The sequence below is a fragment of the Prevotella sp. khp1 genome (assembly GCF_900102205.1).
Taxonomy (GTDB): domain Bacteria; phylum Bacteroidota; class Bacteroidia; order Bacteroidales; family Bacteroidaceae; genus Prevotella; species Prevotella ruminicola.
The window spans coordinates 1,180,880-1,196,885 of record NZ_FNJZ01000001.1; the positions used below are offsets into that span (position 1 = coordinate 1,180,880).

General features: G+C 49.4%; 10 protein-coding genes and 2 pseudogenes. 9 read left to right on the forward strand and 3 right to left on the reverse strand.

The window, feature by feature from the left end; all coding sequences use genetic code 11:
• Nucleotides 1-224: 224 nt before the first annotated feature.
• The 3 genes and pseudogenes from BLR73_RS14720 to BLR73_RS04960 form a co-directional block, all read left to right on the forward strand.
• Nucleotides 225-1,628, forward strand: a pseudogene (locus tag BLR73_RS14720) (ABC transporter permease subunit); the annotation flags it as partial.
• Between the two features lie 207 nt (nt 1,629-1,835).
• Nucleotides 1,836-2,534, forward strand: a pseudogene (locus tag BLR73_RS14725) (amino acid ABC transporter ATP-binding protein); the annotation flags it as partial.
• A gap of 1,258 nt (nt 2,535-3,792) precedes the next feature.
• Nucleotides 3,793-4,026, forward strand: a complete 234-nt coding sequence (locus BLR73_RS04960; RefSeq protein ID WP_033149808.1) for a hypothetical protein — start codon at nt 3,793-3,795, stop codon at nt 4,024-4,026.
• Between the two features lie 60 nt (nt 4,027-4,086).
• On the opposite strand, the gene BLR73_RS04965 is transcribed toward BLR73_RS04960, so the two are convergent.
• The 3 genes from BLR73_RS04965 to mutA are packed head-to-tail and all read right to left on the reverse strand — an operon-like array spanning nt 4,087 to nt 9,189.
• A complete protein-coding gene (locus BLR73_RS04965; RefSeq protein ID WP_091859590.1) occupies nt 4,087-5,139 on the reverse strand; it encodes an NAD(P)/FAD-dependent oxidoreductase in 1,053 nt (350 codons plus the stop codon).
• A gap of 2 nt (nt 5,140-5,141) precedes the next feature.
• Nucleotides 5,142-7,307, reverse strand: coding sequence for a methylmalonyl-CoA mutase (gene scpA / locus BLR73_RS04970; RefSeq protein WP_033149806.1), 2,166 nt, complete (start codon nt 7,305-7,307; stop codon nt 5,142-5,144).
• Nucleotides 7,308-7,326: 19 nt separating this feature from the next.
• Nucleotides 7,327-9,189 carry a methylmalonyl-CoA mutase small subunit gene (gene mutA, locus BLR73_RS04975; protein ID WP_091859593.1) on the reverse strand — a complete coding sequence of 621 codons (1,863 nt, stop codon included), beginning with the start codon at nt 9,187-9,189 and terminating at the stop codon, nt 7,327-7,329.
• Between the two features lie 229 nt (nt 9,190-9,418).
• Between mutA and BLR73_RS04980 the strand changes: the two genes are divergently transcribed.
• From BLR73_RS04980 to BLR73_RS05005, 6 genes are all read left to right on the forward strand, one after another.
• Nucleotides 9,419-11,110 (forward strand): putative transporter, encoded by a 1,692-nt coding sequence (locus tag BLR73_RS04980; RefSeq protein WP_013064796.1) that lies wholly within the window; start codon nt 9,419-9,421, stop codon nt 11,108-11,110.
• A 40-nt stretch (nt 11,111-11,150) separates the two neighbouring features.
• Nucleotides 11,151-12,176, forward strand: a complete 1,026-nt coding sequence (locus BLR73_RS04985; protein WP_013063871.1) for an OadG family protein — start codon at nt 11,151-11,153, stop codon at nt 12,174-12,176.
• 5 nt (nt 12,177-12,181) lie between these two features.
• Entirely contained in the window at nt 12,182-12,634 is a 453-nt protein-coding gene (locus tag BLR73_RS04990; protein ID WP_013063260.1) for a biotin/lipoyl-containing protein, read from the forward strand.
• Nucleotides 12,635-12,705: 71 nt separating this feature from the next.
• Nucleotides 12,706-13,863 carry a sodium ion-translocating decarboxylase subunit beta gene (locus BLR73_RS04995; RefSeq protein ID WP_013065095.1) on the forward strand — a complete coding sequence of 386 codons (1,158 nt, stop codon included), beginning with the start codon at nt 12,706-12,708 and terminating at the stop codon, nt 13,861-13,863.
• Nucleotides 13,860-14,453, forward strand: a complete 594-nt coding sequence (locus BLR73_RS05000; protein WP_013063361.1) for a response regulator transcription factor — start codon at nt 13,860-13,862, stop codon at nt 14,451-14,453. Before BLR73_RS04995 ends, BLR73_RS05000 begins: the two co-directional genes overlap by 4 nt.
• A 112-nt stretch (nt 14,454-14,565) precedes the next feature.
• Nucleotides 14,566-16,005 (forward strand): tagaturonate reductase, encoded by a 1,440-nt coding sequence (locus BLR73_RS05005; protein WP_013064280.1) that lies wholly within the window; start codon nt 14,566-14,568, stop codon nt 16,003-16,005.
• Nucleotide 16,006: the final 1 nt, after the last annotated feature.

Below are 16,006 nucleotides of genomic sequence, written 5' to 3' on the forward strand. Positions count from 1 at the left end.
AACTAACAGTTTTAAGATTACATATCTAAAATTATCTCCGCCAAATTTGCTTTTTTCGGATATTCTTTTTATCTTTGTGCCCAAGAAAAAAACAATCTAGTATTAACCCTATGAAAAAGAATATCCTAATAGCCGGTAGCCTATTGCTGACAGGCTGTGCCGACATAACAAACAATGTGGCAGAGAGTTTTAATAACAACCTGATTGCAGAAAACCGCTATCAGATGATTCTGGATGGCCTGCAGGTAACACTCATCATCACCCTTTGCGCCACGATTCTCGGCACACTATTAGGCGGACTGGTGTGTTGGATGCGCATGAACCGCCACAAATGGCTGCGACACATAGCCAGCGCGTATATCGACCTGATGCGAGGCACCCCCGTACTGGTGCTGCTCATGCTGATGTACTATGTACTAATGGCGCCAATAGATGCCACTGGCATCGTGGTAGCCATCGTGACCTTTGCCCTGAACACCGCAGCCTACATCAGCGAGATGCTGCGCACCTCCATCCAAGGCATTGACCGAGGACAGACGGAGGCTGGACTGGCATTGGGCTACACACAACGACAAACATTCATCAGAATCATACTGCCACAGGTAGTCAAGGCTGTCATGCCCGTCTATCAGGGCGAGGTAATAAGTCTGCTGAAAGGCACAAGCATCGTGGGCTACATCGCCGTGAACGATATGACACGAGCATCCGACCTGATACGCTCACGCACCTTCGACGCCTTCTTCCCGCTTATCGTCACAGCCATCATCTACTTTCTGATAGCCTGGCTCATCGGCCAACTGCTCACTGCGCTGCTGCAACGACAGCGGGCCAAAGCCACAGTTGCAGCCGTCATGCTGACCCTGTCGGGGCTTGTGGCCTACGTGCCTTCGATACTAACAGATGCGCAGGCAACGACAGCAGACACAACCGACGCACCACCAGCCATCAAGGCACTATCGGGCAAGCGCGTAGGTGTCATCATCGGCAGTATCCAAGATATTGCAGTAAGCACGATGGCGCCCGATGCCGACATACTGCGCATGACCACCACCACCGACATGATGGCTGCCCTGGAGAACGGCAAGGTGGATGTGGCAGGCAGCGAGAGCCTCACACTGATATTCAACAAGGAACTGGCTGACAAGGTTGACTCCGTAGGAGCCGGACTTACACCGATTCCTATTGGCGCATGCTTCAACCAGAAAAATACTGGGCTGCAGCAAGACTTCAACAGTTTCCTGGCAGAAATCCGCCGCGACGGCACCTATCAGAAAATATACGACCGCTGGCAGAAATCCGACAATCCGTCGGCTATGGACATTCCACAGCAGCGCGGCACTGGGCGCACCGTGCGCATAGCCACCTATCCTGCCATGCCTCCCTTCAACTTTATCAACTCCGGCAAACCATCGGGCCTGGAAATCGACCTGCTGACAGAGTGGGCCAACCGCCGCAACTGGCAACTGGAATTCCTGGTAATGGACTTTGCCGCTCAGATACCCGCTGTACAGACAGGCAAGGCCGACATGGCCATGGGTGCCATCAGCATCACCGAAGAGCGACAAAAACAGGTACTCTTCTCCAATGGCTACATCGAGTCGCACATCGTGCTGATCACACGCAAGAATGAAGCATCAATTATCACGAATCCGTCATACTCTTCCAGCACAGAGCACCCCACGAGCCCCTGGCCGTGGATGGTAGCAATACTTGTCATTGCCGGTAGCGGAGGTTGGTTCATCGTTCGCCGCAAGCGCTACAGCCAGCGGCAGCCTACTACCAACGCACTGGAGCAGCCGAAGGATGAGAAGGAGGCCGTCATCAGCATCGCCCACATGAAGAAGAGCTATGGCACGTTTGATGTGCTGCACGACATCAACCTTGATGTGCATCGGGGCGAAGTGATCTCTGTCATAGGGCCATCCGGCACAGGTAAAAGCACCTTCCTGCGCTGCCTTAACCTCCTTGAGCAGCCTACTGGCGGGAGCATTCTCATAGGTGGAAAAGACATACTGGAACGCAATGCCAACGTGCCGCTATTACGGCGACGCATGGGTATGGTGTTCCAGTCGTTCAACTTGTTCAATGGCATGTCGGTGCTCGACAATATCTGTCTGGCGCCCATGCAACTGTTAGGAAAAACACGGGAGGAAGCCGAGAAACGCGCTCAGCAACTGCTTGAGATGGTAGGACTGGCCGAGCGTGCCACAGCCATGCCCGAGCAACTTTCCGGCGGACAGAAACAGCGTGTGGCCATAGCCCGCGCACTGGCCATGGAGCCGGAGATATTGCTCTTTGATGAGCCAACCTCAGCCCTCGACCCCACCATGGTGAGCGAGGTGCTGGGCGTAATGACCAAACTGGCACGTGAGGGGATGACGATGATTGTGGTGACACACGAGATGCGATTTGCCCGGCAGGTGAGTAGCCGTGTACTATTCTTTGCCGATGGCGTCATCTATGAGGATGGCACCCCCGACCAACTCTTCGACCATCCGCAGCGCGAACGCACCCGACAGTTCATCCAGCAGATACACGAAATGCACTTCCTCATCGAGACCAAGCAATTCGACTGGTATGCTATGACGGCCCAGATGGAGCAGTTCTGCCTGCATTATAATCTGCAGCGCCAGCAAATCTTTGCGGTGCTACACGTCATCGACGAGACACTGGCCATCCTCGGCACTCACCCCAATACACGCCTGACGCTGGCTTATTCTGAAAAGGAAGACACGTTACAGTTCATCGTCAATAGTCCTCATGCCGTCGATAGCAGCGTATTCAGCCAAGAAAGTGATGACATAGCTGTGACCATCCTGCGCAACTTCAGCCGCAACATCCATGTAGATGGCAACACCCTCCGCATCACCATCAAATAAGCACTTTTTGGCGGAAATACGCAATGATATGATCCAGTCCCTCGTCGAGCGACACCTTGGGCTCCCATCCTAATTCACGCTTGGCAAGTGTGATGTCGGGACATTACAAAAAGCAGGTGCAGCAAGTAACCCCATCCACTCAACTCAAGCTCCACTTAGTTCGCAACGGTGGCTGGTGCGGCTCGATAGAATAACTGGAAGGTAGGACGTTAACTACATAACTACATAAAATCGTTCAAAACACCTGTATATATAGGCATTACATGAGCTTTACTAACTACATAAAAACTACATTCTAACTACATAAAACTACATAGCATGAATAGTAGCGTAAAAATTCTCTAGAGAATTTTTACGCTACTTAGGCAGAGAAAAATAGTTAGTACGGCACTAAGCCGAAAATTCTCTAGAGAATTTCTAATCGACCAATAAGGAAAAAGATAGCGAATAAGTTAAAGAGTTTGTTTTAGTAAGGCAGGTCATTTCTTTTTGTGCATCGAAAAGTTACTTTTTGCATCTCGAAAAGCTACTTTTTGAGCAACGAAAAGCTACTTTTGGGGCAACGAAAAGCTACTTTTCGCAGGAATCATGTAGATTTTATGTAGTTTTATGTAGTTAGAATGTAGTTTTTATGTAGGTCGAAAAGTACAAAAATCCCTTTATACATGAAGGTTTTAAGCAATTTCATGTAGTTATGTAGGTCAATTGATAAAAATAAATTTGTGAAATCAAGCCAAAGAGCATAGAACTACGACGCACGAAACAGTTTTACTCAAACGTTTACATACGATTTTTGGGGGTGTGGTGATACAATGTTGGCAGAAAGTGCGTATCTTTGCATCAGCTAAACAAAAGCAGAGGCTGAGATAGCTAAACGACAAACTACAGATCGAATATATAATAGTTAAAAATTATGGGTGAAAAATTTGTTATCGGAAACCGACTGAAGGAAGAATGGATAGCGGTTCTGGATACAGACAAGAAGATACTGGAATTTACCAGCAATCTGGTTAAAGCCCAAGAGTATCAATTGGAAGAGGACGCCCAAATGAACCTCGCCGAAATCCAAAAATCAGGTTACTTCAGCGACCTGCAGATCTACATAAAGGACAACAACAGAGCGTACAGAATTGACGAACGCGGCTGATTTATGATAGAGATGCGAAAAGTAAAAATCCCAGTAAGCAACTACTGGGATTTTATTTTTTTATGCACGAAACGTTTCACGTTTCATCTTGGCATCGAAAAGCCATTTGATGATTCTGGGACAACGTAATGCCCAGCGAAGCAGTCGCCATCCGATAGGACTGAAAAAGAACTCGTACACCTTCTTCTGATGCTCCATCTTGCGGAACTCCTCCTTATTGGTTTCGCTGAACGAACGTCCCTCAACAATAGCACGCTTGGCATTGGCCGCGGTTTTAAAGGCATCGTAAAGTCCCTCGCCCGTAAGCTTATTGGCAAATCCGCCAGCATCGCCAATCAATATCACATTATCGGCTGTATGGGGCACCGTATCAAGTTGGATATAGGCGCCGCAGATGCGATCTACGGGCACGCCAAACTTGGTAAGCGCATGCTTGAAGCCTGCCTTATGGCGGGGCATATCGTCGTTGGTTTCGACCGAGGCATAACCATACATATCGCGCCCTACACTCGAGAACTTATAGAATACGCCGGGACGATAGTTGTTTGAGAAGTGTACAAACACATCATCGCTCTCCTTACCTTCGTCGAACTGCTCGAGGAACATGGCCCGCAACTTGGAATCGCCATGAATCTGCTGACGAATCTGACTGTTAGAACCATCGGCTGCCACCAGATAACGACACGAAATCTGCTCACCCGATTTGAGGGTAACAAGCACCTGGCCGTCGGCCTGCTGATCAAAGCGGGCAAACGAACCTTTCATCAGCTCGCCACCGTGGTCCAAGTAATACTGCAACAACGAATAGTCGAAGTCCTTACGTCGCGTCATGCGGATAGGATATTCGGCCTGAAACTCGCAAACGGCATCGTTCTCGAACTGACAACGCATGCGGGTGATGGGGCGATAGTTATACTGAATGCCAGGCAGCAACATATCCAACAGTCGCCAGGCCTTAACCGTAAGTCCGCCACCGCAAACCTTATCGCGGGGGAACGTGGCCTGATCAACTATCAAACATTCAACACCGGCCTGCTTTAACAGACTACCACAAACGGAGCCGGCAGGACCGGCTCCGATTATCAACACATCAATATGTCTTATATTCTCCATAATTACTCTTTGTCCATCAGAATCTTCATCATCTGGATGGCCGAATACGGAATCGGGGTACCAGGACCGAAGATACAGGCCACACCTGCCTTGTAAAGGAAGTCGTAATCCTGAGCAGGAATAACACCTCCGGCAGTTACCATGATATCCTCGCGGCCCAGTTTCTTCAGCTCCTCGATGAGCTGAGGAATCAGCGTTTTATGACCAGCGGCAAGCGACGAGGCACCTACAATGTGCACATCGTTCTCGACGGCCATACGGGCAGCCTCCTCGGGCGTCTGGAACAGCGGTCCCATATCCACGTCGAAGCCACAGTCGGCATAACCTGTTGCCACTACCTTAGCACCACGGTCGTGACCGTCCTGCCCCATCTTGGCAACGAAGATACGTGGACGTCGACCTTCCTTCTGAGCAAACTCGTCGGTAAGCTTCTTAGCCTCCTCGAATTCCTTATCGTTCTTAGATTCTGAACTATACACGCCTGAAATTGTTCTGATTACTGCTTTATAACGGCCCACGATCTCTTCGCAGGCATCTGAAATCTCACCCAGAGTACAACGCAGCTGTGCAGCCTTGACTGCCAGGTCGAGCAGGTTGTTCTCGCTCTTTCGACCTTCCTTAAAGTCGCGTACACACTCGGTGATAGCCTTGAGTGCAGCCTGACAAGCGGCCTCGTCGCGTGTAGCGCGAACCTGCTTCAGGCTCTCCTCCTGCTGCTTGCGCACAGCGGTGTTGTCAACCTCGAGGATATCGATGGGATCCTCGTGCTCCAAACGGTATTTGTTGGTACCAACGATAGTTTGCACGCCACTATCGATACGAGCCTGAGTGCGGGCTGCAGCCTCCTCGATACGCATCTTAGGCAGACCAGTCTCGATAGCCTTAGCCATACCACCCAGCTTCTCAATCTCCTGGATATGCTCCCAAGCCTTGTGAACCAACTCGTTGGTCAGGGTCTCAACATAGTAGGAACCAGCCCATGGGTCGATCTGCTTGCACACCTTAGTCTCGTTCTGGATATAGATCTGGGTGTTACGAGCGATACGAGCCGAGAAATCGGTAGGCAGAGCGATAGCCTCATCAAGCGCATTGGTGTGCAGCGACTGGGTATGACCCAGCACAGCAGCCATAGCCTCGATACAGGTACGACCTACGTTATTGAATGGGTCCTGCTCGGTAAGACTCCAACCAGATGTCTGTGAGTGGGTACGCAGGGCCAGCGACTTAGGATTCTTGGCACCGAAGCTCTTCACAATCTTAGCCCACAGCAGTCGGCCAGCACGCATCTTGGCAATCTCCATAAAATGGTTCATACCGATAGCCCAGAAGAAACTGAGACGAGGTGCAAAAGCATCCACATCGATACCGGCATTAACACCCGTACGCAGGTAGTCCATACCATCGGCCAAGGTGTAAGCCAACTCGATATCGGCTGTAGCACCAGCCTCCTGCATGTGATAACCCGAGATAGAGATGCTGTTGAACTTAGGCATCTTCTGCGAGGTGTACTCGAAGATATCGGCGATAATCTTCATTGAGAATGCAGGGGGATAGATATAGGTGTTACGCACCATGAACTCCTTTAGAATATCGTTCTGGATGGTTCCAGCCATTTCTTCTAATTGAGCACCCTGCTCCAGACCGGCTACGATATAGAACGCCAGGATAGGCAGCACGGCACCGTTCATGGTCATCGAGACAGACATCTTGTTCAAGGGGATACCGCTGAAGAGCACCTTCATGTTCTCCTCGTTACAGATTGATACACCAGCCTTACCTACATCGCCCACTACACGAGCGTTATCGGGGTCGTAACCACGGTGTGTAGGCAGGTCGAAAGCTACAGAAAGACCTTTCTGACCCGAAGCCAGGTTACGGCGATAGAAGGCATTCGACTCCTCGGCCGTAGAGAATCCGGCATACTGACGGATAGTCCAAGGCTTGAAGGGGTACATCATCGAATACGGACCACGCAGATAGGGAGGGATACCAGCTGTAAAGTCGAGGTGCTCCATACCCTCAAGGTCTTCCTTAGTATAAACCGGACGAACCTCGATGTGCTCTGGGGTTTTCCAGTTGGCCTCAATACCATTATCTTTAATCCACTTGGCACCATCCTGAGCCTTGATGCCTGCATAGATATCAATATCTTTAAACTGTTTACGCATAATTCAAGTCTCCTATTCTTTAAATACCAAGTTTTTGATTATATTCTTTCAAAGTCTCGAGCACGTTGCACTTTACATGTACAAAGTTCTCGATGCCAGCGGCCTTCAGGTCTTCCATGCAAGCAGGTGCACCAGCTACCACGAACATGGCGCGACCATTAAGATACTTGAAGGCAGGGATAGCGTACTCGGCATACTCGTCGTCGCTCGAGCAGATAACCACGATATCGGCCTTAGCCTCTAAAGCGGCATCAACACCCTCTTCAACGGTCTTGAATCCAAGGTTATCAATCACCTTATAGCCAGCGCAAGCCAGGAAGTTGCACGAGAACTGTGCACGAGCCTGACGCATGGCCAGATTACCGATGGTAAGCATAAAGGCAGTAGGCACCTTAGTTTCCTCGGTATGTATGCGGAGATTCTCGAAGTCGGCAGCCAAGCGGGTGCTTTCGATACCCTTAAAGGCTACAGTCTCCTCGCCATGATGGTGCACGCCGCCACAACCGCAATGGTGCTTGTAAGCACGCTTGTTCTCGCTCTTCTCGGTGAAGTTTGGGAACTGGTTGGTACCCAGCAGGAACTCCTTACGCTTGGCAGCATCGCCATGACGCTTAATATTGGTAGCGTTGATATCGTCCTGAATGGTTCCAGCCTTGATAGCAGCGAGGAATCCACCCTCGTCTTCTACCTTCAGGAATATCTTCCAAGCCTCGGTAGCCAGTGCATCAGTGAGGTGCTCGATATAATAAGAACCTGCTGATGGGTCGACGATACGGTCGAAATGGCTCTCCTCCTTAATCAGCAGCTGCTGGTTGCGGGCGATACGCTCAGAGAAATCAGTTGCCTCCTCGTAAGGTGCATCGAACGGTGTTACCACCATCGAATGGACACTACCCAGAGCGGCACTCATAGCCTCGGTCTGCGAACGCAGCAGGTTCACATAACTATCAAACAGCGTCTGATTGTAGGTTGAGGTGGTGGCATTGATAATCATCTTGCAGGCACAGTCGCACTTAGGCTCGTACTGCTTCACAATCTGAGCCCACAACAGGCGGGCGGCACGGAACTTGGCAATCTCCATGAAATAGTTCTCGCTAACACCCATATTAAACTTGATGCTCTTAGCAGCCAGATCCACATCTACACCAGCATCGGTCAACTGCTGCAGATACTCGTTACCCCAAGCCAGAGCATAGCCCAGCTCCTGAACGATGTAGGCACCTGCATTGTTAAGTGCATCGCTATGAACGATGATGCTGCGGAAATTGGGATACTCCTTGAGCGACTCGGCCAGTTTAGGACCAAAGGCGAGCACAGGTGTTACATCCTTACCCGTCATCACAATCTTCTTCATGGGGTCCCACTCAATCGAGCCTACTATCTTTTCCTTGTCGTAACCCTTCTTGGTCCAATAAGTCTTCAGGATTTCGGCCAGTTCGAGCGAATGACGCTGACAGGTAGAGAAGTTAACCTCTACGCACTCGCAGTAAATGCCATCGAGCAATGTCTCGATAGTATCCATCGAAACCAGCTTTCCAGGAATATGGAAACCTAATGAGTCGATACCCTTGTTCAGGATGTCGAGTGCCTTGGCGTTAGCAGCCTTAGGGTCGGCAGCCTCGATATTCTGGCGCACATACCACTCGTTCGAATCCTTTTTATTGCCACGTACAAATGGAAACTCGCCAGGCAGGGCATCGGGTGTTTTCAGGTTAGCCAGATCCTCACGGCGATAGAAGGGTTGTACGTTAAAACCTTCGTTTGTTCTCCATACCAAGCGCTTCTGAAAATCAGCACCTTTCAGGTCTACCTCGATCTTGTCGAGCCATTCCTGTTTGGTAGGGGCTGTGAACTCGGTAAAGAGTTTCTCTTTGTTTGCCATAGATTTGATACGTTTAATTATTATATAAGTAATGTTTTAAGTTTATTCTTAACAGTGGACAAAGATACAACATTTTTGCTCAAAACGGCATTTTGAAGTGTGAAAGAAATAAAAAAACACTATTTATACGAAAATTGATGCACAAAAATGATAAAGATGAGCATTTTTTAACTACCTTTGCAGTCGAATTTGAGATATTTTAAAGAATAGGTATTATTTAGAATTATTTATGGAATCATTTCAGTGGTTAAGTGACCTTTTTACGACGACAGACTCGGTAGCGCACATTACGCTACTCTACGCTATTGTGATAGCGATTGGAGTTTATTTAGGAAAAATTAAGTTTTTTGGTGTTTCACTGGGCGTAACCTTTGTGCTTTTTGCAGGTATTCTGGCCGGACACATCGGCTTTACTGCTCCAACTCCCATTCTTACATTCGTACAGGACTTCGGACTGATACTCTTTGTATTCATGATCGGTCTGCAGGTAGGTCCTGGATTCTTCGAAAGCTTTGGTACACAGGGCATTAAGCTTAACGCAATGGCTGCCACAGCTATCCTGCTTAACATCCTGGTAATGTTCGGATGCTACTACATTTTCTTCGACACTAACAATACCAACAACCTGCCTATGATGGTTGGTACACTGTATGGTGCCGTAACTAACACTCCAGGACTTGGTGCTGCCAACGAGGCTCTCTCGACTGTATTCGGCGGCAACGCTCCACAGATTGCATCGGCCTATGCCTGTGCCTACCCACTTGGTGTGCTGGGTATTATCGGTGCTATTATATTAGTAAGGTATATCTGCAAGGTTAAGCTGGATAAAGAAGAGAAGGACCTTGAGGCACTGGACGAGACCAACGCTAACAAGAAGCCTTACAAGATGCACCTTGAGGTAACAAACAAATACTTGGAGGGAAAGACTCTGCTGCAGGTTCACGACTTCCTGAACCGCGACTTCGTAGTATCACGCCTGGTACACGAGGGCGAGCTGTTTATCCCTAACCGCGATACCATCTTCCACCTGGGCGACCAGATGCTGATAGTATGTGCCGAGGCCGACCAGGAGGCTATCACTGCCTTTATCGGTCCTAAGCTCGACATCGACTTTGAGCAGCAGGATCAGCCTATGGTTTCAAAGCGTATTGTTATTACCAATCCTAAGGTTAACGGTAAAACACTGGCATCGCTGCACTTCTCGAGTGTACATGGTGTTAACGTAACCCGCGTAACCCGTCATGGTATGGACATCTTCGCATCTCCCACCCTGCCCCTGCAGGTAGGCGACCGCATCATGGTTGTTGGTCCTGAGGACGCTGTTGACAACGTGGCTGGTAAGATGGGTAACTCAATCCGCCGTTTGGACGCACCAAACATCGCCACTATCTTCGTGGGTATCTTTATCGGACTTATCTTCGGTATGTTCCCAGTAGCTATTCCTGGCATGCCTGTACCTGTTAAGTTAGGTTTGGCTGGTGGTCCACTTATCATCGCTATTCTGATTGGCCGTTATGGCTATAAGATACATCTGGTAACCTATACCACCACATCGGCTAACATGATGCTGCGTGAGATTGGTTTGGTGCTCTTCCTGGCATCGGTAGGTATCAAGGCTGGAGCCGGGTTCTTTGAGACTGTGGTTCAGGGCGACGGACTGCTCTATGTGCTCACAGGTTTCCTCATCACCATCATCCCCATCCTGATTGTAGGCCCACTGGCTCGCTGGAAGTTTGGCTTCAACTACTTCACGTTGGCTGGTATGATTGCCGGTACCTATACCGATCCCCCCGCACTGGCATATGCCAACAGCATCTGCTCTAAGGAAGCTCCTGCTCTGGGCTACTCAACGGTTTATCCGCTGGCTATGTTCCTCCGCATCTTCACAGCGCAGATTGTGGTATTGTTCTTCTGCGGCTAACGGAGGCAACAATAAACTTATATAATAATTTACCAACAAAATGAAGAAAACCAAAATCCTGCTCAGCGGCCTATTGTTGGCCAGCGCCACGGCGATGATGGCTCAAGGAGCCAAAAACATTCGCATTAACGAGGTGCTGACCAACAATACCGCCAGCATTCAGGATGATTACGGACAAAACCACGCATGGATAGAGTTGGAGAACACCTCGTTCACTACCTATAACGTGCGTGGTATGTATTTTACTACTGATCGTTCCGTACTCGATCCAAAGATGAGTGTGCCTGAACGCATCAAGCGCATGAGTGTTATCCCCAGTGGCGATCCTCGTACGCAGATAGGCGGGCATCAGCACCTAATCTTCTACTGCAACTCTAACCCTGCACAGAGTAAGTTGCACCTCTCGCTCAACGTTCCCTTGTCGGAGCCCCTTTGGTTGGGATTCTACAACGGAAATGCCACCGAACTTATCGACTCAGTAACCATCCCCGCTTTGGCTGCCGATCAGAGCTATGCTCGACAGAACGCCAAATCGTGGGCTGTAAAATCGGCTGAGAACGTAACACCTGGCATTGAGAACTTTATCAAGACCGATGAGACCAAGGACGCTTATCTGAAGCGCGAAGACCCACACGGATTCGGCATTACACTGCTGGCCATGGGTATCGTGTTCTTCTGTCTGGCAGTACTCTTCGTATTCTTCTGGGTATTCGGAATCATTATGCGTAATATCGAGATGGCCAAGAAGGTGGCAAACACCCAGCCCATCAAACCTATTACCAAAACTGTTGAGGTTACCCACGACCTGGCACATGCCACAGGTAATATTCTGCAGGACGGTTTAAAGACCAAAGGTATAGACAAGGAGGTTTACATAGCCGTTATATCTATGGCCCTGAAGCAGTATCAGGATGATGTTCACGATGTTGAGAGTGGTATCATTACCATCAAGGCACGTGAAACAGGATGGAGCGACGAAGGCAGTCAGATGACGCACTTCTCGAAGCCTGTCATCCCAACATCACATCATGCACCCAAAATTCCAACAACCCCAGAAATCCGTTGAACAATATGAATAAGTATCAGTATAAAGTACAAGGCGTTGATTACGACGTAGAGATAGAAGAAGTGGAGGGCAACGTAGCCAAAGTAGTAGTAAATGGCGTACGTTTCGACGTTGAGCTGAAGCAGCCCATCAACCCCACAAGTACACTCAAGAAGGTTCGCGTAGAAGCACCTAAGACAGTGGCTCGTCCTTCGGTAGCCCCTGCAGCTGCACCCGCAGCCGAAAAGCCTGCAGCCGCCGGCTCAGGTCAGGCCATTAAGGCACCACTGCCAGGCACCATCATCGATGTGAAGGTGAACGTAGGCGACACCGTTAAGCAGGGCGACGTAGTGCTGGTGCTCGAAGCTATGAAGATGCAGAACAACATCGAGAGCGAGTACTCTGGCACCGTAACCTCGATCACCGTGAAAGCCGGTGAGAGCGTGATGGAAGGTTCTGTGCTCCTGACCATTGGATAATTGGACAATTGGACTATTTCACTATTGGACAATCATAAAATTGTAAAATCGTCAAATTGTAAAATGAAACTATGGATTTAGGACAGTTTATCATACAGAACTTTCATGAGTTTCTTACCTACACGGCCTTTGCCAATGCTACGGTAGGAAACCTAATCATGATTGCTGTGGGAGCCTTCTTTATCTGGCTTGCCATCAAGAAAGACTTTGAGCCACTGCTGCTCGTCCCCATCGGACTGGGCATCATTCTTGGCAATATCCCCTTCCGCGCTGATGCAGGACTTGAGATAGGACTTTACGAGGATAACTCTGTGCTTAACATCTTCTATCAAGGCGTGCGTCAGGGCTGGTATCCACCACTTATCTTCTTGGGCATTGGTGCCATGACCGACTTTACAGCCCTGTTGGCTAACCCCAAGTTAATGCTGATTGGCGCTGCAGCACAGTTTGGTATTTTTGGTGCCTATATGGTGGCCTTGGCTATGGGATTCGAACCCTCGCAGGCTGCTGGTATCGCCATCATCGGTGGTGCCGACGGTCCTACCGCCATCTTCCTCAGTTCAAAGCTGTCGCCCAACCTGATGGGAGCCATCGCCGTTTGTGCCTACTCGTACATGGCGTTGGTACCCGTTATCCAGCCATTCATCATGCGCCTGCTTACTACCGATAAGGAGCGCGTTATCAAGATGAAGCCTGGTCGCGAGGTATCGCAAACAGAGCGTATTCTGTTCCCCATCATCGGCTTGTTGCTCACCACCTTCATCGTACCATCGGGCCTGCCCTTGCTGGGTATGCTGTTCTTTGGTAACCTGCTGAAGGAGAGTGGCAAGACCACACGTTTGGCAAAGACTGCTGGTGCCGCACTCAACGACATCGTTGTAATGCTGTTAGGTTTAACCGTTGGTTGCTCAACACAGGCCAGCGAGTTCCTCACCTTCAACACCATCAAGATTTTTGCCCTTGGTGCTATGGCCTTTATGATTGCCACCGCATCGGGTGTTTGCTTTGTTAAGCTGATGAACCTGTTCCTGCCCGAAGGCAAGAAACTGAACCCGCTGATTGGTAACGCCGGCGTAAGCGCCGTTCCAATGGCAGCACGTATATCTAACAACCTCGGTCTGGAGTACGACCGTCACAACTTCCTGCTCATGCACGCCATGGGTCCTAACGTAGCTGGTGTGATTGGTTCGGCTGTAGCCGCTGGTGCATTATTAGGATTCTTATCATGAACAATAGACCCAAGATAGCTATCATCGACCCCAATACCCTCTCGGCATTGGGGTTGAAGGCTATTCTCCAGAACGTCATGCCCATCATGACGGTTGACATATTCGGATCGTTATCAGAACTTCAAGCCAACGAGCCCGAGAGTTATTTCCACTACTTTACTGCCATGTCGGTAGTGGTGGAGAACATGGCATTCTTTACAGAGAACAAGCGCAAAACTATCGTGCTCACGTTGTCGCTCGACACCATGTCGCAACTGTCAGATTTTAAATGTCTGTGTGTAAACGTGCCCGAACCCGAGTTGGTACGCTCGTTACTGATGCTGGAGCAGCACGCTCATGGCAAAGGCGAGCATCTGCCACCCATGCCAGCTATCTTGAGTCAGAAAATCCTGTCGGATCGCGAAATCGAAGTGATGTCGCTGATTGTACAGGGATATATCAACAAGGAGATTGCCGACAAGCTGAACATCGGCTTGGCAACGGTGATTACCCATCGCAAAAACATCATGGACAAACTGGGCATGAAGAGTGTTTCGGCACTTACCATCTATGCTGTGATGCATGGCTATGTTGACATCAACAAAATTTAGCGCAAAGGTTTTCGTGGTTTTTTAGGAATTTAGTAACCTCAAATTTGGAAGTATCACAAAATTCGCCTATCTTTGCACTCGCAAATAATAACAATTAAAACAATATTTAGAAATGAAACCACTAAACAAACAGTTTGCTCCTAAGAGCGTTATGCCTGAAAAGGTTATTCAGTTTGGCGAAGGAAACTTCCTCCGTGCATTTGTTGATTGGATTATCTGGAACATGGACCAGAAGACCGACTTCAACGGTTCGGTTGTTGTGGTTCAGCCTATCGAGAAAGGTATGGTTGACTGGCTGAATGCTCAGGACTGTCTGTACCATGTAAATCTGCAGGGTCGCGAGAACGGCAAGCCCGTTAACACCCTGGAGCGTATTGATGTGATTAGTCGTGCTTTGAACCCATATACCCAGAATGCCGCTTTCATGGCTCTGGCCGATCAGCCTGAGATTCGTTTCGTTATCTCGAACACAACCGAGGCTGGTATTGCTTTCGATCCCTCATGCAAACTCGAGGATGCACCTGCAAGCAGCTACCCAGGTAAGCTGGTTCAGCTGTTGTACCGTCGTTATCAGACTTTCAACGGCGACAAGACCAAGGGACTGATTATCTTCCCTTGCGAGCTGATTTTCCTGAACGGCCACGTGCTCAAGGATTGCATCTATAAGTATATCGAACTTTGGAACCTTGGCGACGACTTCAAGAAATGGTTCGAGGAGGCTTGTGGCGTATATGCTACCCTCGTTGACCGTATCGTACCAGGATTCCCACGCAAGGAGATTGCCGAGATTCAGGAGAAGATTTCGTATCGCGACAACCTGGTAGTACAGGCCGAGAACTTCCACCTGTGGGTAATCGAGGCACCAAAAGAGGTTGCCGAGGAGTTCCCCGCTGATAAGGCTGGCTTGCACGTACTCTTTGTACCATCAGAGGAACCATACCACAAGCGTAAGGTTACCCTGCTGAATGGTCCTCACACCGTATTGAGCCCTGTAGCATTCCTGAGTGGTGTTAACATCGTACGCGATGCCTGCAACCACGAGGTAATCGGCAAATATATCCACAAAGTTCAGTTTGAAGAGCTGATGCAGACACTCGACCTGCCTATGGACGAGCTCGAGAAGTTTGCTGGCGACGTACTGGAGCGTTTCGACAACCCATATGTTGACCACCAGGTAACCAGCATCATGCTGAACTCATTCCCCAAGTTCCAGGCTCGCGACCTGCCCGGCGTAAAGACATTCCTGGAGCGCAAGGGCGAGCTGCCTAAGGGATTGGTATTCGGTCTGGCTGCTATCATCACCTATTACAAGGGTGGTAAGCGCGAGGATGGCGTTGAGATTGTTCCAAACGACGACCAGAAGATTATGGACCTGCTGAAGGAGCTCTGGGCAACAGGCGACACACAGAAGGTTACCGATGGTGTGCTGGGCGCCGAGTTCATCTGGCAGGAGGACCTGAACAAGGTTCCTGGTCTGAACGCTATGGTGAAGCAGGATCTCGACCTCATTAAGAGCGTAGGCATGCTCGAGGCCGTGAAGAGTATTCTTTAAT